The 18,991-nt window shown below is 65.1% G+C and carries 17 protein-coding genes; 13 read left to right on the plus strand and 4 right to left on the minus strand.

Annotated features, from left to right (window positions below; translation table 11 throughout):
• Positions 1 to 136: 136 nt before the first annotated feature.
• The 13 genes from motA to QCE48_RS00985 all read left to right on the plus strand — a co-directional run bounded on the left by motA (position 137) and on the right by QCE48_RS00985 (position 14,466).
• Positions 137 to 997 carry a flagellar motor stator protein MotA gene (motA, locus tag QCE48_RS00925; RefSeq protein WP_116560984.1) on the plus strand — a complete coding sequence of 287 codons (861 nt, stop codon included), beginning with the start codon at positions 137 to 139 and terminating at the stop codon, positions 995 to 997.
• 36 nt (positions 998 to 1,033) lie between these two features.
• Positions 1,034 to 2,143 (plus strand): flagellar motor protein MotB, encoded by a 1,110-nt coding sequence (gene motB, locus QCE48_RS00930; RefSeq protein ID WP_309786616.1) that lies wholly within the window; start codon positions 1,034 to 1,036, stop codon positions 2,141 to 2,143.
• A gap of 38 nt (positions 2,144 to 2,181) precedes the next feature.
• On the plus strand, positions 2,182 to 2,586 hold the full coding sequence (locus tag QCE48_RS00935) for a response regulator (RefSeq protein ID WP_116560985.1): 405 nt from the start codon (positions 2,182 to 2,184) through the stop codon (positions 2,584 to 2,586).
• A gap of 76 nt (positions 2,587 to 2,662) precedes the next feature.
• Positions 2,663 to 4,927, plus strand: coding sequence for a chemotaxis protein CheW (locus QCE48_RS00940; protein ID WP_309786613.1), 2,265 nt, complete (start codon positions 2,663 to 2,665; stop codon positions 4,925 to 4,927).
• Positions 4,928 to 4,959: 32 nt separating this feature from the next.
• A complete protein-coding gene (gene cheW, locus QCE48_RS00945) occupies positions 4,960 to 5,484 on the plus strand; it encodes a chemotaxis protein CheW (protein ID WP_309788308.1) in 525 nt (174 codons plus the stop codon).
• Positions 5,485 to 6,211: 727 nt separating this feature from the next.
• Positions 6,212 to 8,065: a methyl-accepting chemotaxis protein gene (locus QCE48_RS00950; RefSeq protein WP_309786611.1), complete on the plus strand. Its 1,854-nt coding sequence runs from the start codon at positions 6,212 to 6,214 to the stop codon at positions 8,063 to 8,065.
• 168 nt (positions 8,066 to 8,233) lie between these two features.
• Positions 8,234 to 9,160: a CheR family methyltransferase gene (locus tag QCE48_RS00955; RefSeq protein WP_309786608.1), complete on the plus strand. Its 927-nt coding sequence runs from the start codon at positions 8,234 to 8,236 to the stop codon at positions 9,158 to 9,160.
• Positions 9,157 to 10,038: a chemoreceptor glutamine deamidase CheD gene (cheD, locus tag QCE48_RS00960; RefSeq protein ID WP_309786606.1), complete on the plus strand. Its 882-nt coding sequence runs from the start codon at positions 9,157 to 9,159 to the stop codon at positions 10,036 to 10,038. The genes QCE48_RS00955 and cheD overlap by 4 nt, the downstream gene beginning before the upstream one ends.
• Entirely contained in the window at positions 10,035 to 11,141 is a 1,107-nt protein-coding gene (locus tag QCE48_RS00965; protein WP_309786604.1) for a chemotaxis response regulator protein-glutamate methylesterase, read from the plus strand. The genes cheD and QCE48_RS00965 overlap by 4 nt, the downstream gene beginning before the upstream one ends.
• An 83-nt stretch (positions 11,142 to 11,224) precedes the next feature.
• Positions 11,225 to 11,620 (plus strand): chemotaxis response regulator CheY, encoded by a 396-nt coding sequence (cheY, locus tag QCE48_RS00970; protein WP_116560992.1) that lies wholly within the window; start codon positions 11,225 to 11,227, stop codon positions 11,618 to 11,620.
• A 2-nt stretch (positions 11,621 to 11,622) separates the two neighbouring features.
• Positions 11,623 to 12,327 (plus strand): protein phosphatase CheZ, encoded by a 705-nt coding sequence (gene cheZ, locus QCE48_RS00975; RefSeq protein ID WP_309786600.1) that lies wholly within the window; start codon positions 11,623 to 11,625, stop codon positions 12,325 to 12,327.
• A 315-nt stretch (positions 12,328 to 12,642) separates the two neighbouring features.
• A complete protein-coding gene (locus QCE48_RS00980) occupies positions 12,643 to 13,176 on the plus strand; it encodes a DUF2844 domain-containing protein (RefSeq protein ID WP_309788307.1) in 534 nt (177 codons plus the stop codon).
• A gap of 18 nt (positions 13,177 to 13,194) precedes the next feature.
• Positions 13,195 to 14,466: a DUF3443 domain-containing protein gene (locus tag QCE48_RS00985; RefSeq protein WP_309786597.1), complete on the plus strand. Its 1,272-nt coding sequence runs from the start codon at positions 13,195 to 13,197 to the stop codon at positions 14,464 to 14,466.
• 83 nt (positions 14,467 to 14,549) lie between these two features.
• Here QCE48_RS00985 and QCE48_RS00990 read toward each other — a convergent pair whose 3' ends face one another.
• The 4 genes from QCE48_RS00990 to argS form a co-directional block, all read right to left on the minus strand.
• The gene (locus QCE48_RS00990; RefSeq protein WP_309786596.1) at positions 14,550 to 15,326 is read right to left on the minus strand and encodes an SDR family oxidoreductase; all 777 of its coding nucleotides are present in this window, start codon (positions 15,324 to 15,326) and stop codon (positions 14,550 to 14,552) included.
• A gap of 16 nt (positions 15,327 to 15,342) precedes the next feature.
• A complete protein-coding gene (locus QCE48_RS00995; RefSeq protein ID WP_309786594.1) occupies positions 15,343 to 15,996 on the minus strand; it encodes a thiol:disulfide interchange protein DsbA/DsbL in 654 nt (217 codons plus the stop codon).
• 146 nt (positions 15,997 to 16,142) lie between these two features.
• Positions 16,143 to 16,925 carry an SPOR domain-containing protein gene (locus QCE48_RS01000; protein ID WP_309786593.1) on the minus strand — a complete coding sequence of 261 codons (783 nt, stop codon included), beginning with the start codon at positions 16,923 to 16,925 and terminating at the stop codon, positions 16,143 to 16,145.
• A 156-nt stretch (positions 16,926 to 17,081) separates the two neighbouring features.
• Positions 17,082 to 18,866: an arginine--tRNA ligase gene (argS, locus tag QCE48_RS01005; RefSeq protein ID WP_309786592.1), complete on the minus strand. Its 1,785-nt coding sequence runs from the start codon at positions 18,864 to 18,866 to the stop codon at positions 17,082 to 17,084.
• Between the last annotated feature and the right edge of the window lie 125 nt (positions 18,867 to 18,991).

Raw genomic sequence — 18,991 nt, forward strand, 5'->3', positions numbered from 1 at the left:
TCGCGGGTAGCCGAGCCCCCGCCGACGCGGGTTGTATCGTTTGCCCGCGCCGATTTTTCCCCCAAAGTTTTTGCGGTCGATGCCGTAAACCACTTAACGGCGGTCTCTCGCCGAATTGACAAGTGAGGACTCGACTGTGCTGATTTTCGTGGGAACGCTCGTGACATTGTTGTCCGTTTTCGGCGGCTATGCGCTGGAAGGCGGCCACCTTGGCGCGCTCGTGCAACCGGTCGAAATCCTGATGATCGCGGGTGCGGGCGTCGGCGCCTTCATCCTCGGCAACGGCATGAAGACGATCAAGGCCACGCTGAAGGTCATTCCCACGCTGTTCAAGGGCTCGAAATACAACAAGGACGTGTACATGGAGCTGATGGCGCTCCTCTACGTCCTGCTGGCGAAGGCGCGCAAGGAAGGCACGCTCACGCTCGAATCCGACATCGACAATCCGCACAACAGCCCGATCTTCAGCCAGTACCCGAAGATCCTCGCGGACGAGCACATCGTCGTGTTCCTGACCGATTACCTGCGGCTGATGGTCGGCGGGAACATGAACGCGTTCGAGATCGAAAGCCTGATGGACGAAGAGATCGAAACGCATCACGTCGAGGGCGAAGGCCCCGCGCAGGCGCTGCACAAGGTCGGCGACGCGATGCCGGCGTTCGGCATCGTCGCGGCGGTGATGGGCGTCGTGCATACGATGGCCTCCGCCGACCAGCCGCCCGCCGTTCTCGGCGAGATGATCGCGCAGGCGCTCGTCGGCACGTTCCTCGGCATTCTCCTTTCCTATGGCCTGATCGGGCCGCTCGCGAGCGTGGCGGAACAGCGCGTCGCGGAGTCGACCAAGATGTTCCAGTGCATCAAGGTGACGATCCTCGCGAGCCTGAACGGCTACGCACCGGCGATTGCGGTCGAGTTCGGCCGCAAGGTGCTGTTCTCCACCGAGCGTCCGTCGTTCTCCGAACTGGAAGAACACGTGCGCCGCGTGAAGGCGAAGTGACGTGCCGTCATGGCGCGCGACCTCAAAGGCATCGGCATGAGCAACGATAAAGAGCGTCCGATCTTCATCAAGCGCATCGTGGGCCGCCGCAAGGGGCATCACGGCGGCGCGTGGAAGCTCGCCTATGCCGACTTCATGACCGCGATGATGGCGTTTTTCCTGCTGATGTGGCTGCTGAGTTCGGTGTCGCCCGTGCAGCGGCGCGGCATCGCGGAATATTTCAACATGCCGCTCAAGGCCGCGATTCTCGGCGGCCAGAGCAGCGGCATGGATTCGAGCATCCTGCAGGGCGGCGGGCGCGACATGTCGAGCCCCGATCCGGGCACGACGCGCATGGGCGACGGCCAGGCGTCGTGGGCCAAGCGCACGGCGGCCCAGCGCGACGAAGCGCTTCTGAAGGAAGCGCAAAGCGAACTCGAAAGGCGCGAGCAGGCTCGCCTGCACGACCTGCAGGTGAAGCTGATGGCGGCGATCGAGGCGAATCCGACGCTGCGCCAGTTCAGGCAGCAGATCCGCATCGATTCGACGTTGACGGGCCTGCGCATCGAGATCGTCGATACGCAGAAGCGGCCGATGTTCGCGATGTCGAGCAACAACGTGCAGCCGTACATGCGCGACATCCTGCGCGAGATCGGCAAGACCTTGAACGACGTGCCGAACCGCATCGTCGTGCAGGGCCACACCGACGCCGTGCAGTACGCGGGCGGCGAGAAGGGTTACAGCAACTGGGAACTGTCGGCGGATCGCGCGAATGCGTCGCGGCGCGAACTGATCTCGGGCGGCATGGATGAAGCGAAGGTGCTGCGTGTGCTCGGCCTCGCGTCGACGCAGAACCTGAACAAGAAGGACGCGATGGACCCGGAAAACCGCCGCATCAGCATCATCGTGCTCAACCGGAAGTCGGAAGAAGCGATGACACGCGACGACACCTCCGCGACCACGCTCTTCGACAACGCCGCGGGCGCAAACGGCAATGCGGCGGCGGGCGCGCGGCCGCTCGTCGACAAGCTCGCGCCCGCGAGGGCGGCCGCACCGAAGCCCTCGCCGCAGGCCGCAATCGATCCGCCGTTGCAGCGCGTTTCGACGGCGCCCGCGACAGCCACAGCCAACGCGACCATCGCGGCGCCGGATACGGCGACGCAGTGACGCCCCTTTCGCCCGGACATCACGAGCAAGAGACTTCCATGATCAAGAACATTCTGGCAATCGACGATTCCGCCGCCATGCGGCAGATCCTCTCGGCCACGCTGACCCTCGCGGGCTACGGCGTGACGGTGGCGTCCGACGGCATCGAAGGGCTCGAAGCGGCGCTCGCGGAGCGCTTCGATCTCGTGCTCACCGACCATCACATGCCCGGCAAGAGCGGGCTCGACCTGATCGCCGAACTGCGCGCGAATCACGCGTACAAGGCGACGCCGATCCTCGTGCTGACGACCGAAAGCGGCGAGCCGTTCAAGGACGCGGCGCGCGCATCGGGCGCGACCGGGTGGATCGAAAAGCCGCTCGACCCGGAGCTTTTGACCGAACTCGTCGCGGCGCTGTCGGAAGAAGCGCCCGAGGGTTCAAGTCAGGCTCAAGTATCTGAATAAATATCCGAAAGACCGGATACGACAACCGAACGCGCATAGCGACGCCGACTGACAGCATCCTCGCGGTGAATCAAGCATGACTCTCGACATTACCCAGTTCTATCAAACGTTCTTCGACGAAGCCGACGAACTGCTCGCGCAAATGGAGCAGCTCCTGCTCGTGCTCGACATCGCGAACCCCGACCCCGAAGACCTCGCGGCGATTTTCCGCGCGGCGCATTCGATCAAGGGCGGCGCCGCGACGTTCGGCTTCACCGCGCTCACGGAAACGACGCACATCCTCGAATCGCTGCTCGACCGCGCGCGCAACAACGAACTCGTTCTGCGCCGCGACATGATCGACACGTTCCTCGCGACCAAGGACGTGCTCTCGGACCAGCTCGCCGCGTATCGCGCGAGCGCCGAGCCGGATGCGGCCGCGGCGGCCGCGATCTGCGCGAAGCTCGAACGCCTGAAGAACGAGGGCGCGGGCGACGCGGCACCGGCCGCGCCCGAGGCGCCGGCGGCAGCAGCGACAGTTGCGCCGGTGCATGAAGCACCGCTCTACGAAGGCCCGAATGCACCGCCCGCGCACGTGATCGCGCAGACGGAAGCATTGATCGAAGACGACGGCAACTGGGACGGCGCCTTCGACATCACGGGTTTGGAACCGAATGCAGGAACCGCGCAGGACGCGACGCCGGGACACATCGGCGCAACGGGCGAAGCCAGTGCGGAAGCAGGACCCCACCTGAAAATTACGCTACGGGGGGTGGGCGAGAAGGACCAGGCGCTGTTGACCGAGGAGCTCGGGAACCTGGGCGGGATCGTCGCGCAGAAGAAGTCGGGCAGCGACCTCGTGTTGTGGCTCGACTCCGACGTCTCGTCGGACGACATCGTTGCCGTGTGCTGTTTCGTGATCGACGAGGCACAGATCATCGTCGGTCGCGGCGATGGTGCTCAGGCGACGCATGACGACGCGCCGGCTGCGGCGGCCGAAGCAGTGGTCCACACGCAGGGCCAAGAGGCGGCAGCAACAGCGCCCAAGGGCGAAGAAGCGGCACCGGCGGCGGCGCAAGCCGCTGCCGGCAACCGCCCGGCAGAAGCGCCCAAGGCGAGCGCGCCCGCAGCCGACACGGACAAGAAAGCGCGCCCGGCCGCGGCGGCATCGGCGGAAGGCAGCTCGATTCGCGTCGGCGTGGAAAAGGTCGATCAGCTGATCAACCTCGTCGGCGAACTGGTGATCACGCAGGCGATGCTCGCGGAAACCACCAGCACCTTCGACCCGGCATTGCATGATCGGCTCTTCAACGGCATGGCGCAGCTCGAACGCAACGCGCGCGATCTGCAGGAAGCCGTGATGTCGATCCGCATGATGCCGATGGATTATGTATTCAGCCGCTTCCCGCGCCTCGTGCGCGACATCGCCGGCAAGCTCGGCAAGGAAGTGGAACTCGTCACGTTCGGTCAGGCGACCGAACTCGACAAGAGTTTGATCGAACGCATCATCGATCCGCTTACGCACCTCGTGCGCAATTCGCTCGATCACGGCATCGAGACCGTGGACGCGCGCCGCGCGGCGGGCAAGCCGTCGACGGGGCAACTGGTGCTGTCGGCGGCGCATCACGGTGGCAACATCGTGATCGAAGTGAGCGACGACGGCGCCGGCCTGCGCCGCGACAAGATTCTGGCGAAGGCGCAAAAGCAGGGCATGCAGGTCAGCGAGTCGATGAGCGACGAAGAAGTGTGGCAGCTCATCTTCATGCCGGGCTTCTCGACGGCCGAGCAGGTGACGGACATTTCCGGACGCGGCGTCGGCATGGACGTGGTGAAGCGCAACATCCAGTCGATGGGCGGTCACGTCGAGATCATGTCGCGCGAGGGCCGTGGAACGACGACGAAGATCGTGCTGCCGCTCACGCTCGCGATTCTCGACGGCATGTCGGTGAAGGTCGGCAACGAGATCTTCATTCTGCCGCTGAACTTCGTGATGGAGTCGCTGCAGCCGGTTGCCGAAGACATCTATACGGTCGCCAACGGCGAGCGCGTCGTGCGTGTGCGCGGCGAGTATCTGCCGCTCGTGGCGCTGCATGACGTGTTCTCGGTCGACGGTGCGCGCACCGAGCCGACGCAGGGCATCGTCACGATCATGCAGACGGAGGGACGCCGCTTTGCGATGCTGATCGATGAACTGGTGGGTCAGCAGCAGGTGGTGGTGAAGAATCTCGAGACGAATTACCGCAAGGTGCACGGCATTTCCGCCGCGACGATTCTGGGCGACGGCAGTGTCGCGCTGATCGTCGACGTGGCGGCGCTCAATCGCGAATCGCGTGCACAGCACGGATCGCATGCTCATTCCTAATTTTGCAAACCCAACCGGATTCGGGGGCTAACGTGGCAGCAGACATTCAATCCATTCATTCCGCAGCGGCATCGCAGCGCCGCGACGCGCAGCACGCCGAGGCTGCAGGTCAGGAGTTTCTCGTCTTCACGCTCGGCGCCGAGGAGTACGGCATCGACATCCTGAAGGTGCAGGAGATTCGCGGCTACGACAGCGTGACGCGCATTGCGAATGCGCCGTCGTTCATCAAGGGCGTGATCAATCTGCGCGGCATCATAGTGCCGATCGTCGATATGCGGATCAAGTTCGCCCTTGGGCGCGTCGAGTATGACAATCAGACGGTTGTGATCATTCTGAATGTCGCGCATCGCGTCGTTGGGATGGTCGTGGATGGGGTGTCCGATGTGCTCACGCTCACCGCCGAGCAGGTCATGCCCGCGCCCGAGTTCGGCGCCACGCTCACCACCGAATATCTCACCGGACTCGGTACTGTCGATGGTCGAATGCTCATTCTCATGGACATCGAGAAGCTCATGACCAGCAAGGAAATGGAACTCATCGATATGGTCGGGGTTTAGGTTTTTGCTGGCGCTTGTGCCTTCAGGGAACTTGCTTTCACGTCGGTCTATTAGCTCTGCCCCTGTCCGGGGCGGGACTTACTTTCTTTGGCTAGCGCAAAGAAAGTAAGCAAAGAAAGCAGCTTTTCTAGGCGGCAGTCACAGCACGTCAACGCCCGTGAATTACTGAGTGGACATACCGCCTAAGTGTCACCCTCAAAGGACTAAAGGGGCTTGGTCCGATTAACCACTGTGTCATCGCACAGCGAATACAACGGCACAGCCATCATTCATCCGTTTTCGCTTCGCTAACGAAGGGTGCATCGGTCGCGCGGTCGAGCATCGTGGTCAAGGATGCACACCGCTGGTTCTTGTTTTGCCTTTCGTCCGAGCGAAGCGCGGACGGAGTGAACGGAGTGCATACCGCTCCGTGGGGCATTCAGGGGTGTCAGTCGTACTGCGCGCCAAGCTGCGTGGATGTTCGAGGGCGACACTTAGGCGGTATGTCCACTCAGTGCTTCAAAGGCGTTGCCGCTTTAAAACTGCTGCTTAAAAAGCTGCTTTCTTTGCTTACTTTCTTTGCGCTAGCCAAAGAAAGTAAGTCCCGCCCCGGACAGGGGCAGAGCCAATAGACCGACGCGAAAGCAAGTTCCACAACAGAGAAGCACAAGCGCATCGACCAGCGTCAAAAAAGACCAGAAACAAACGCAGCAAAAAAAGAACCGTACAGATTGAAGGAAACAGAATCATGTTGAAGAAGTGGTCGATTCGTACGACGCTGACCCTGGTGGGTCTGCTCTTCGTGAGCTTCGCGGCGGTAGTCGGTACGCTGGCACTGACGGGCCTGACCTCGGCAAGCACGTCCCTGTCCGCGCTGGCGCAACAGGACATGGTGTCGATCCGCGCGCTCGGCGAGGCCTCGTCGTACCTGCTGCGCGCACGCGTGACGCTCGATCGCGTGCGCTCGCTCGCGGAAGCGGGCAGCGCAGACGAAGCCAAAAAAGCACTGGACCGCGGCCAGTTCCTGCTCGACAAGTCGAACGAAAACTGGAAGCGCTACATCGACACGCCGAAGCCCACGCTGCCGCAGGCAACCCTCGACGCCGTGATCGCGCAACACGACGCGCTCCTGCATACCGGCGTCGAACCGGAGTTCGTCGCGATGCGCGCCGGTGACATGGCCGCCTATCACGCCATCGCCGATACGAAGATCAGCCCGATGTTCGTGGCATTCGATACAGCCGCGTCCGCCGCCGTCACGTTGCACCTGAAGCACGCGGAAGAACTGCGCTCGAACGCGACATCGCACATCGAGATGCTCAGCGCGGCGATCGCCGTCGTGCTCGTGCTGGCCGTGCTCACGCTTCTCGCCACCCGCGTGGCGCTGCGCGGCCTCATCGTGCAGCCGATCAACGATGCCGTCGATCACTTCGAACGCATCTCGCGCGGCGATCTCACGAAGTCCGCGCACACCGACAAGAGCAACGAGATCGGCCGCCTCTTCGCGGGCATCGAACGCATGCGCGTGAATCTCACGCAGATGGTCGGCTCGGTTCATCGCGGCGCGGAATCGATCGACACCGGCGCGCGCGAAATCGCGAGCGGCAACACGGATCTCTCGCAACGCACGGAAGAACAGGCCGCATCGCTGCAGGAAACCGCGTCGAGCATGGAAGAACTCACCAGCACGGTGAAGCAGAACGCCGAGAACGCGCGCCAGGCGAGCCAGCTCGCGGTGAACGCATCGGATATCGCGTCGCGCGGCGGCAACGTCGTCGATCAGGTCGTCGACACGATGAACGCGATCGCGTCGAGTTCGAGCAAGGTCGTCGACATCATCGGCGTAATCGAAGGCATCGCGTTCCAGACCAACATTCTGGCACTGAACGCGGCCGTGGAAGCGGCGCGCGCCGGCGAGGAAGGGCGCGGGTTCGCGGTCGTCGCGGGCGAAGTGCGCTCGCTCGCGCAGCGCAGCGCGGCGGCGGCGAAGGAGATCAAGGCGCTGATCGGCGACTCGGCGGGCAAGGTCGAGAGCGGCACGGAACTCGTCGCGCAGGCGGGCGAAACGATGGGCGAGATCGTGCAGGCGGTGCGCCGCGTGACCGACATCATGGGCGAAATCAGCGCGGCCTCCGAAGAGCAGTCGGACGGCATCGAGCAGGTCAACCGCGCGGTCACGCAGATGGACAGCGTCACGCAGCAGAACGCCGCGCTCGTCGAGCAGGCAGCCGCGGCGGCGGCCTCGCTCGAAGACCAGACGCGTCAGTTGAAGGACATCGTCGGGCACTGGCAGATCGAGAGCATGACCGCGAAGCCGAGCGCTTCGGTTGCGGCGGCACGCCTGTCCGGCGCGGCATCGCGCGTCGAGCCGGCGCCGCTCAAGGTCGAAGGCCGCAACGGCGAAAAGCGCAACGACAGCACAAAAATCTCGCCGGAGCCTAACGTCGCGCGCAATCGCGCCGTTAATAAAGGTACGGGCACGGGCACCGCCAGGCAAGGCGCGCCGAGCGCCCCGGCAACGGTGTCCGCAGCACCGGCGGCCGCGCCCCGCGCGAGCGCGCGAGCGACGGCCACCGCAGACGGCGACTGGGAAACTTTCTGACGCAGCACTTTTAAGGCAGTTCGATACGACCATGCAGGATTTCGGCATCTCGCCCCGCAGCGGGCGACTCATCGAAGCGCGGGCGACGCGCCAGCTAGTCGCCGAAGACCTGCATCGCGGCGCGATGCGGCTTTAAGTCAAGCATAAGGCAGTGAGGCAAGAGGCATCATGATGGCAACGCGCCAAGCACGCATCGACACGAACGAACGTCCACGGACCTCCGACGTCGAGCGCGATTTCGAATTCACGTCGGCGGATTTCGCCCGCATTCGCGAGCTGATCCATCGCCGCGCCGGCATCTCGCTGTCCGACCACAAGCGCGACATGGCGTACAGCCGGCTCGCGCGGCGCCTGCGCGCCTGCGGCATCGACACGTTCCGGCACTATCTCGACCGCCTCGAAGCGAGCGACGACAACGCCGAATGGGAAGCCTTCGTCAACGCGCTGACCACCAACCTGACGGCGTTCTTCCGCGAGTCGCATCACTTCCCGATTCTCGCGGACTTCGCCAAGCGCCGCCAGCAGCCGTTCTCGGTGTGGTGCTCGGCGGCATCGACGGGCGAGGAGCCGTATTCGATCGCGATGACGCTGATCGAAGCGCTCGGCGAACACGCGGCGCGCCAGTGCACGGTGATCTCTACCGACATCGACAGCCAGGTGCTCGCCAAGGCCGACGCGGGCGTCTACTCGCTCGACCAGGTGAAGCAACTGAGCCCGGAACGGCTCAAGCGCTTCTTCCTGAAGGGCACGGGCGCGCATGCCGGTCTCGTCAAGGTGCGCCCGGAAGTGCGCGCGCTGGTGAAGTTCGATCGCCTGAACCTGACCGACGCGCACTACAACCTGAAAGGCCCGTTCGACGCGATCTTCTGCCGCAACGTGATGATCTACTTCGACAAGCCGACGCAAGGGCAAGTGCTCTCGCGCTTCGAGCCGCTGATGAAGCCGGGCGCGCTCTTGTTCGCCGGCCACTCGGAGAACTTCACCTACGTGACGCAGGCGTTCCGGCTGCGCGGCCAGACGGTGTACGAACTCACGCGCGACGCGAAGGGCGCGAGCCCGAAACAGGCGCGCGCGCTTGCCGGAGAACCGGCATGAGCGGATTGCCGATCGCGTCGAACCTGTATTTCGACAACCACTTCCAGAAGCCCGGCGTAAAGCTCCTGCCGAACGAGTTCTACATGACCAACGAGGACATGGTCCTCGTGACCGTGCTCGGCTCGTGCGTCGCGGCGTGCATCAACGACCGCACGGCGGGCATCGGCGGAATGAATCACTTCATGCTGCCCGACGACGGTTCGGACGCGTCGCATGCTTCGTCGGATTCGATGCGCTACGGCGCCTACGCGATGGAAGTGCTCATCAACGAACTGATCAAGCGCGGCGGACGCCGCGAGCGCTTCGAGGCGAAGGTGTTCGGCGGTGGCGCGGTGCTCGCGGGCATGACGACCATCAATATCGGCGACCGCAATTCCGAATTCGTGCGGCGCTATCTGGCGCTGGAAAAGATTCGCATCGTCGCCGAGGACTTGCAGGGCGCGCATCCGCGCAAGGTCGCGTTCATGCCGCGCACCGGCCAGGTGATGGTCAAGAAGCTGAAGACGCAGCAGGAAACGAGCGTCGTGGAACGCGAGCAGGCGCTTGTGCGCACCACGCCGGAACAACGCGCGGACCGCCTCGCGCGGGCGCGGGCGCGCGTCGAGCTGTTCAATCAGGCGGGCGCGGGCGGTTCGAAGCCGCGTGTGGAGCTGTTCGGCAGCGCCGCGCTTTCTGCAACGGCCGCGCGTCCGACTGCGGCGAAACCGCGCGTCGAACTGTTCGGCACCGCCACGGTAACGACCACGGCGCGCGCCGAAAGCGCGACGGCCAAGACCGCGGCGAAGCCGCGCATCGAACTGTTCGGAGCGACGGCTGCTTCGGGCGTGAACGGTCTCGCTCGCGCGGAGCGCGGCACCCGGACCGCGGAGGAAGCATGACCACCCAGCAAGGACAAAAGATCAAGGTGCTGTGCGTTGACGATTCGGCGCTCGTGCGCAGCCTGATGACTGAAATCATCAACTCGCAACCCGACATGCATGTCGTGGCGACGGCGCCCGATCCGCTCGTCGCGCGCGAGCTGATCAAGCAGCACAACCCCGACGTCCTGACGCTCGACGTCGAAATGCCGCGCATGGACGGCCTCGATTTCCTCGAGAAGCTGATGCGCCTGCGGCCGATGCCGGTCGTGATGGTGTCGTCGCTGACAGAGCGCGGCAACGAAATCACGCTGCGCGCGCTGGAACTCGGCGCGGTCGATTTCGTGACGAAGCCGAAGGTCGGTATCCGCGACGGCATGCTCGACTACGCTGAAAAGCTCGCCGACAAGATCCGCGCGGCCTCGCGCGCCCGCGTGCGGCAGACGCACCACGTCGCGCAGGCGGCAAGCGGCGGCGCGCCGGCCGTGAGCGCGAAGCCGGCGCCGATGTTCAACAACCCGCTCGTCAGTACGGAAAAGCTGATCATCGTCGGCGCCTCGACGGGCGGCACCGAAGCGATCCGCGAAGTGCTCGTGCCGCTGCCGCCCGACGCGCCCGCCGTGCTGATCGCGCAGCACATGCCGCCGGGCTTCACGAAATCGTTCGCGCAGCGCCTGAACGGGCTGTGCCGGATCGCGGTGAAGGAAGCGGAGCACGGCGAACGCGTCTTGCCGGGTCACGCGTACATCGCGCCGGGTCACGCGCACCTCGTGCTCGCGCGAAGCGGGGCGAACTATGTCGCGCATCTCTCGGATGCGCCGCCGGTGAACCGGCATCGGCCGTCGGTCGATGTGTTGTTTCGCTCGGCCGCGCAGCACGCCGGCAAGAACGCGCTCGGCGTGATCCTGACCGGCATGGGCCGCGACGGCGCTCTGGGTCTCTTCGACATGCAGCAGGCGGGCGCCTACACGTTCGCGCAGGACGAAGCGAGCTGCGTGGTCTTCGGCATGCCGCGCGAGGCGATCGCGACGGGCGGCGTGTGCGAGATTGCACCTTTGCAGGAAATGAGCCGGCGCGTGATGGCGCGGCTCGCATCGATGGGCGAACGCGTGCAGCGCGTCTGAACGTTCGCGGCACGGATTCGGACTGAACATTGAATCAACGCGCGGTGACGAGCCGCATAGAAAGAACACAGGAGTGACTGAAGATGGACAAGAACATGAAGATCCTCGTCGTGGACGATTTCCCGACGATGCGCCGTATCGTGCGAAACCTGCTGAAGGAGCTGGGCTATTCGAACGTCGATGAAGCGGAAGACGGCGCGGCCGGCCTCGCGCGCCTGCGCGGCGGCGGCTTCGATTTCGTGATTTCCGACTGGAACATGCCGAACCTCGACGGTCTCTCGATGCTCCAGCAGATCCGCGCCGACGCCACCCTGTCGCACCTGCCGGTGCTGATGGTGACGGCGGAATCGAAGAAAGAGAACATCATCGCGGCGGCGCAGGCCGGTGCGAATGGTTACGTGGTGAAGCCGTTCACGGCCGCCACGCTCGACGAGAAACTCAGCAAGATTCTCGAGAAGCTGGCGAAAGCGGGGAGCTGATCGTGAACGATCTCACTAATCAAAGCGAACTCGCCGAGGTCGCGGAAAGCGATGTCGACGCTTCGAGCGACCGCATCCTCGCGCGCATCGGCCAGTTGACGCGCACGCTGCGCGATTCGATGCGCGAGCTCGGCCTCGACAAGCAAGTCGAAGCCGCCGCCGAAATGGTGCCTGACGCGCGCGACCGCCTGAAGTACGTCGCGACGATGACCGAGCAGGCCGCCGACCGCGCGCTCAACGCGATCGAACTCGCGAAGCCGATGCAGGAAGCCATGCAGCGCGACGCTCAGGCGCTCGACGCGCGCTGGGGCGAGTGGTACGCCGCGCCGCTCGCGAAGACGGACGCGGGCGAACTGATCGCCGACACGCGCGGGTTCCTCCAGCGCGTGCCGGAAAACACGCAGGCGACCAACGCGCAATTGCTCGAAATCATGCTCGCGCAGGATTTCCAGGATCTGACCGGCCAGGTGATCAAGAAAATCACCGACGTCGTCTATCTGATCGAGCAGCAGTTGCTCGGCGTACTGCTCGAAAACATCGCGCCCGAGCGGCGCGAGCAATTCGCGGCGTCGGCAGCGGCGCTGGTGTCCGCAGGCATCAATCCTGACTCGCTGCTCAACGGTCCGCAGATCAATCCGGAAGGGCGCACCGATGTGGTGCAGGATCAGTCGCAAGTGGACGATCTGCTCGCCAGCCTGGGTTTTTGAGCAGGCCGCAGGAATCCTCCGATATATCCGGTGCGGCGCGCATGAATGGCGCCTCGCATCGCGCGTCGGGCGGCTAATTTGGTCTTCTCGTCGTATTTTTGAGAAGAACCGCCCCGCGCGCGTGCGCTCCCGAACTTCCGGCTCCCTGCTTTCGACTGGCATACTGCGCTTGCCTGGCCCCCTCCGCGATCCGTCGCGGCGCTGCGGGCCGACCTTTGCAACGACTGTTTGAGCCGCTCGACGGCTTCGAACGGTCGGACGTCGAACGCAGGAGGAGCAGTGAAGTCACCGATTCAATTCGACAAAGGCGACGCCATGCTGGCCCCGGCGCGGCGCACGATTTCGCGTGCCGTGTTGCCTTTGCTCGCCAGCTTGATCGCCGCATTTGCCGCGGCCCCGGCCCACGCCGTACTGGGCGGCGCGCCGATGACCACGCCGAACGGCGCCACCGCGGACCGCGCGATCGCCAAGACGGCGGTCGTGCCGGGCGCATCGTCGGCAAGCGGGACGTCCGCGTCCGCGACGTCGGGCGCCTCGTATTCCGTCCGCTCGACCACGCTCGCCAACGGCACCGTCGTAAATGAGTACGTATCGACCGATGGCGCCGTGTTCGGCGTCGCGTGGCGTGGCGAGCGCATTCCCGACCTTCCGGGCCTGCTCGGCAGCTATTTCCCGCAGTATCTGCAAGGCCTGAAGGCGCAACGCGCCGCGCGCGGAAGCCGCGGGCCCGTCAGCGTGCAGGATTCGGGGCTCGTCGTTCGTTCGGGCGGCCACATGGGCTCGTTCGCCGGACAGGCGTATCTGCCCGAGAAGCTGCCCGCCGGCGTCAGCGGCAGCGACATTCAGTAACGGACGGGAGAAACTCACATGCGTCCGACGCCCATCAGCAACGATTCACCTTCCCGATTCTTTCAGCGCGCGGTGCGCTGGCTGTCCGTCGCGATGCTCGCGACCGCGCTCGCCGCCTGCGGCGGAGGCGACGACAATTCGAGCAGCAGTTCCGGCGGCGGCAGCTCCGGTGGCGGCTCGTCCGGATCGGGCACCAGCCAGCCGATCGCGGCAAACGGCAGCAACGCCGTCCCGATCACCGTCAACAAGGGTGCGGCGAACTTCGTGAACATCCCGAACGTGTCGGTGACGGTTTGCGCGCCCGGCACGAGCCAGTGCCAGACCATCGACAACATTCAGCTCGATACCGGCTCGTATGGATTGCGCATCGTGAGCGGCGCGGCGTCGCAGGTGCTCGGCAGCCTGCCGGTCGCCACTGCGCAGGCAGGCGGCCAGCTCGCCCAATGCACGCAGTTCGCGGACGGCTACACGTGGGGCACCGTGCGCTCGGCCGACGTGAAGATCGGCGGCGAGACGGCATCGAACATTCCGGTGCAGGTGATCGGCGACCTCGATCCGTCGACTGTGCCGTTGAGCAGTTGCGTGAGCGGCAACGACGAGCGCACCACCGACGACATCGGCGCGAACGGCATTCTCGGCGTCGGCAACGCGACCTACGACTGTGGCGTGAGGTGTCTGGACGCGGCGCAAAGCACGTACTACTCGTGCCCGGGCGGCACCAACTGCACGGCGACGGCCACGCCGCTTGCGCAACAGGTCGTCAACCCGGTTACGCGCTTCGCTGCCGACAACAACGGCGTGATCGTGCAGTTGCCGCCGATCGACGACAACGGCGCCGCGTCCGCGAGCGGAACGCTCGTGTTCGGCATCGGCACGCAGAGCAACAACACGCTGACCGGCGTGACCAGGTTCGGTACAGACGGCTTCGGCAACCTGAGCGGCACCTACAAGAGCAATTCGGTGACGACCTTCTTCGATACCGGATCGAACGGCAACTTCTTCGCCGACAGTTCGATCACGGCGTGCTCGTCGACGACGTTCTACTGTCCGTCGTCGGCGCAGTCGCTCTCGAACGCGATTCGCGGCATCGACGGCACGACGGCAACCGTGGACTTCAAGGTGATCAACCAGCGAACGCTGACATCGGGCGGCTCGAAGTTCGCGTTCAGCACGCTGGCCGGCAATTTCGGCGACTCGAACTTCTTCGACTTCGGACTGCCGTTCTTCTACGGCCGCCACGTGTACGTCGGCTTCGACCAGCCGGGCAGTTCGCCTTACGTGGCGTTCTGACACGCGCGTCGGCGCGAGTCGAAATAAAAAAGGCCCCGCGAGCATCTCGCGGGGCCTTTTTTCATTCGTGCGCTGCCGGTCAGTCAGTCATGGCCGCCGCGCGGCTTGCGCGGCGCGCGCTCGAAGACGAGGTCGTAGACCCAGCGCGGCAGCACATGCAGCAGCGCGCCCGCGACGCGCATCTGCCACGGAAATGTCGCGTAGCGGACACGGCGCGCGATGGCGTCGGCGGTCTTCGCGGCGAACGCGTCCGCGTCCATCAGGAAGGGCATCGAATAGGGATTGCGCGCGGTCATCTCCGAGCGCACGTAGCCAGGCGCAATCGTGACGACGGCGACGCCCTGCGGCCGCATCTCCACGCGCAGCGCTTCCAGATACTTCGCCGCCGCCGACTTCGACGCGCTGTAGGCGCCCGAACCCGGCAGGCCGCGCACGCCCGCGACGCTCGCGATGCCGACCAGCGTGCCGCGCCGCGCGGCGGTCATCGCGGCGACGAACGGCTCGAAGGTCGCGACCATGCCGTAATAGTTGACGTCCATCACGTCGCGGAACGTCTGCAGGTCGCCGTGGCCCGTCAGTGCACCGCGGCTGATGCCGGCGTTCGCGATCACGATATCGGCCGGTCCGTGTTCCGCGACGAAGCGCGCGGCGGCATCACGAAGCGCGTCGGCGTCGCGGACGTCGGCGGGATAGACGGAGATGGGGGAATCGGGAAAGCGGGCGGCGAACGCCGCGAGCGATTCGGCGCGGCGGGCGACGAGGCCGAGCGCGGCGCCGCGCCGGACATATTCCTCGGCGAGCGCGATGCCGATGCCGCTCGATGCGCCGGTGATGAAGACTTTCAGTCGGACTGCGTTCATACCGGCGCGCGGTGCGTCACATCTTCTTCGCGCGAACCTGGCCGATCAGGTAATCGAGCACCTGCGTCGTGCCGGGTAGGCTGTTGGTCTGCGCCGGCCCGGTGACGTACTTGCCCTGCACGATGAGCGTCGGCACGCCGTCGATCTTGTAGTCCTGCAGCAGTTTCGAGTCGCGCTGGATCGCGCTTTGCGTCGAGAACGAGTTGTACGCGTCCATGTACTTCTTCTTGTCGACGCCTTGCGTTGCGAGGAAATCGGCCTGAGCCTGCGGCGTCAGCAGATAGTTCTTCTTCACATGGACTTCGTTGAAGATCGCGGGCGTGACCTTTTCCGCGACGCCGAGCGCGACGAGCGCGTGATACATCTTCGAGTGCGGAATGAACTCGTCGCGGAAGGCGACCGGCACGCGCTTGAACACGACGTCCGGGCCCTGCTTTTTCTCCCACGCTTCGAGATACGGCTCGAACTCGTTGCAATGCGGGCAGCCGTACCAGAAGAACTCGATGACTTCGACCTTGCCGGCGGCATCGACGGGCTGGGCGGCCGGCAGCACGGTGTAGTCCGTGTCCGCGACCGGCGCGGCGGGCGATGCATGCGCCGTGTTCATGGCGCCCATCGCGCCGACTGCGATACCGAGGGAGACGAGAAGCGCGCTGAACAGTTTTTTCATGATGACGGGAGAAGGTGCGTGAGAGGCGTAAAGGGATCGAACGAGGCGTAAGTGGGACACAGGACGCTTAAGCCACACTTAAGCCACGCTCAAGCGGGGATTCGAGTCCGCGCCTTTGAAGCGATCAAAGGCGCGGCGCGTGACGCTCACTGCTTCGAGAAACGGATCACCGCGGTATCGACGCCGGCATCGGACAGACGCTGACGCACGTTGTTCATGTCCTCGAACTTCGTGAACGGACCGATGCGCACGCGATAGTACGTGACGCCGCCCGCATCGCGTTCCGTGACCTTCGATTCGAAGCCCTGGAAGCCGAGCCGCGCGCGCTGCTGCTCGGCGTCGGCTTGCGTCTTGTATGCGCCGACTTGCAGGAAGTAGCCGGTGTTCGCGTCGCCGGGCGCGGGCGGGGCGGCCTTCGCCGTCGAGGCGCCGGAGGTGCTCTTGGCACCCGACGCGCTCGCCGTGCTGGTGGCGGCAGGCGCGCTTGCCGGCTTCTTGGTGGCGACGGCGCCCGAGCTTTGCGCGGACGGCGCGTTCGGCTTCGGCGCGACGGCCGTGCCACTGCCGGACGGCGGCACTTCGACGATCTGCGGTTCTTCCAGCATGCCCGACGACTGCGTCTGGTTGTTGGTCTGGCCCGGCGCCGTGTTCGGCGGCGCGGGCTGCGCGGCTTGCGGAACGGGTTGTCCGGGCGTCTTGCCTTGCAGCGGGCGGTTCGGGTCGTAGGGCTGGCCGGCGGCTGGCGCGGAGCCCGATTCGGCCGGCGGCGCGACCTTCGCGACGAACGGCGTGGGCGCGCGCGTGATGTAGAGCGCGACGATGACCGCGATCGCCAGACCGACAATCAAGCCCAGCACGATGCCCAGAAAGGTGCCCCCGGTTTGCTTCGACTGCTTCGACTGCTTCGACGTGCGGCGTGGTTTTGCCATCGTATGAATCACCTGCAAAAAGTCTTCTGATTGGCCGACGATTATAACGGCGGCCCGAAGCGGACCCGCGCACGACATCGCCGCCCGAGCGCGCCGAAAATTCCGAATTGCGCGACGGGCGATGAAGCCGATGCACCGGGGTGTCGTTTAATGCATTTACATCTTGGCGGGAGCGGACACGCCGATCGCAGCCAGGCCGTTCGCGAGCACCTGGCGCGTCGCCGCGAGCAACGCGATGCGCGCATTGCGCGGCGCCTCTTCGTCGACGAGAACGCGCTCCGCATTGTAGAACGAGTGGAATTCGCCAGCGAGATCGCGCAGATAGAACGCGACCGCGTGCGGCGCGAGTTCTTCCGCCGCATGCGCGAGCATGTCCGGATATTCGGCGAGCTTGTTGAGCAAGGCCATCGCGCGTTCGCTGTCGAGCGGCGCGAGGTGCGCGTGCGCCGCCTGCGCGAGCTCGCCGTTGTAGCGCGACTGCCAGTCGGAGAGGATCGTGCTGATGCGTGCGTGCGCGTACTGCACGTAATACACCGGATTTTCGTCGTTCTGCTTCAGCGCGAGGTCGATGTCGAACACGAACTCTGTGTCCGCCTTGCGCGAGATCAGGAAGAAGCGGACCGCGTCGCGGCCGCGGCGGATCGTTTCCTCGTCGAGCTGGTCGGGCGCGGTCTCGCTGCCCGGCGCCATGCCGCCCGACCATTCGATCAGGTCGCGCACGGTCACGTAGCTGCCCGCGCGCTTCGAGATCTTCACTTCCTGGCCGTCGCGCATCACGGTGACCATCTTGTGCAGCACGTAGTCGGGATAGCCCTTCGGAATGCCGATGGCGAGGCCCTGCAAGCCCGCGCGCACCCGCGCGATCGTGCCGTGATGGTCCGAGCCCTGCACGTTGATGACCTTCGTGAAGCCGCGCTCCCACTTCGCGCGGTGATACGCGACGTCCGGCACGAAGTACGTGTAGGTGCCGTCGGACTTGCGCATCACGCGGTCCTTGTCGTCGCCGTCGTCGGTGGTGCGCAGCCAGAGCGCGCCGTCCTGCTCGTAGGTCTTGCCGGCGGCGATCAGTGCGTTCACGGTCGCCTCGACTCGGCCTTCCTTGTACAGCGACGACTCAAGATAGAACTGATCGAACTTCACGCCGAACGCGGTCAGGTCCATGTCCTGTTCGTGGCGCAGGTAGGCGACCGCGAACACGCGGATCGCGTCCAGATCGTCGATGTCGCCTTTGCCCTTCACCGGATCGCCGTCCTTCGCCGCGACGGTCGCGCCCGCCAGATAGTCACGCGCGATGTCGGCGATGTATTCGCCGTTGTACGCCGCTTCCGGCCAGAGCGCGTCGCCGGGTTTCAGGCCGCGCGCGCGCGCCTGCGTCGAGATCGCGAGGTTGTTGATCTGCACGCCGGCGTCGTTGTAGTAGAACTCGCGATGGACCGCGTAGCCCTGCGTTTCGAGCAGATTCGAGAGCGCGTCGCCGAGCGTCGCCTGACGGCCGTGGCCCACGTGCAGCGGCCCGGTTGGATTCGCCGACACGAACTCGACGAGGACGCGCTTGCCTTCCTCGCGCGCCGAGCGTCCATAGGCCGCGCCCTCGGCGAGCACCGCCGGGACCACGGCTTGCTTCGCGGCAGCAGCGAGACGCAGGTTGATGAAGCCAGGACCGGCGACTTCGGCACTCTCGACAAGGCCTTGCGCGGCCGGACTGGCGAGCACGGCATCGACGATCTGCTGCGCGAGCTGGCGCGGATTGGCGCGCAGCGGCTTGGCGAGCTGCATCGCGACGTTGCTGGCGACGTCGCCATGCGCGGCCACTTTCGGCCGTTCGAGGACGATGGCCGGTTCGACGAACGCGGCTTCGGATGCGCCTTCTCTGGCGAGCGCGACTTGCTTGACCGCGTCGGCGAGAAGCGTTTCGAGGGTGTATTTGTGTGCGGGCAGCATGCTGAGTGTGATCCAGTGGACCGGGTCCAGTGTGATGTGGCCGGCGCGGGCGCGCTATGTTTCAGCCCGCGCGCCGGCAAAGAGCGCGACCCAACCCCGGGCAGGCGGACGTGGATGCGACGGCT

This window comes from Caballeronia sp. LZ024, from assembly GCF_031451455.1.
Taxonomy (GTDB): Bacteria; Pseudomonadota; Gammaproteobacteria; order Burkholderiales; family Burkholderiaceae; genus Caballeronia; species Caballeronia telluris.

What these genes read in the sequence shown, in the direction of transcription:
- QCE48_RS01000 (WP_309786593.1), bottom strand. Translation starts at nt 16,925, where the DNA reads ATGGCAAAACCACGCCGCACGTCGAAGCAGTCGAAGCAGTCGAAGCAA.
- QCE48_RS00935 (WP_116560985.1), top strand. Translation starts at nt 2,182, where the DNA reads ATGATCAAGAACATTCTGGCAATCGACGATTCCGCCGCCATGCGGCAG.
- cheD (WP_309786606.1), top strand. Translation starts at nt 9,157, where the DNA reads ATGAGCGGATTGCCGATCGCGTCGAACCTGTATTTCGACAACCACTTC.
- QCE48_RS00980 (WP_309788307.1), top strand. Translation starts at nt 12,643, where the DNA reads ATGCTGGCCCCGGCGCGGCGCACGATTTCGCGTGCCGTGTTGCCTTTG.
- QCE48_RS00950 (WP_309786611.1), top strand. Translation starts at nt 6,212, where the DNA reads ATGTTGAAGAAGTGGTCGATTCGTACGACGCTGACCCTGGTGGGTCTG.
- QCE48_RS00985 (WP_309786597.1), top strand. Translation starts at nt 13,195, where the DNA reads ATGCGTCCGACGCCCATCAGCAACGATTCACCTTCCCGATTCTTTCAG.
- QCE48_RS00995 (WP_309786594.1), bottom strand. Translation starts at nt 15,996, where the DNA reads ATGAAAAAACTGTTCAGCGCGCTTCTCGTCTCCCTCGGTATCGCAGTC.
- motB (WP_309786616.1), top strand. Translation starts at nt 1,034, where the DNA reads ATGAGCAACGATAAAGAGCGTCCGATCTTCATCAAGCGCATCGTGGGC.
- argS (WP_309786592.1), bottom strand. Translation starts at nt 18,866, where the DNA reads ATGCTGCCCGCACACAAATACACCCTCGAAACGCTTCTCGCCGACGCG.
- QCE48_RS00965 (WP_309786604.1), top strand. Translation starts at nt 10,035, where the DNA reads ATGACCACCCAGCAAGGACAAAAGATCAAGGTGCTGTGCGTTGACGAT.
- cheY (WP_116560992.1), top strand. Translation starts at nt 11,225, where the DNA reads ATGGACAAGAACATGAAGATCCTCGTCGTGGACGATTTCCCGACGATG.
- QCE48_RS00990 (WP_309786596.1), bottom strand. Translation starts at nt 15,326, where the DNA reads ATGAACGCAGTCCGACTGAAAGTCTTCATCACCGGCGCATCGAGCGGC.
- QCE48_RS00955 (WP_309786608.1), top strand. Translation starts at nt 8,234, where the DNA reads ATGATGGCAACGCGCCAAGCACGCATCGACACGAACGAACGTCCACGG.
- QCE48_RS00940 (WP_309786613.1), top strand. Translation starts at nt 2,663, where the DNA reads ATGACTCTCGACATTACCCAGTTCTATCAAACGTTCTTCGACGAAGCC.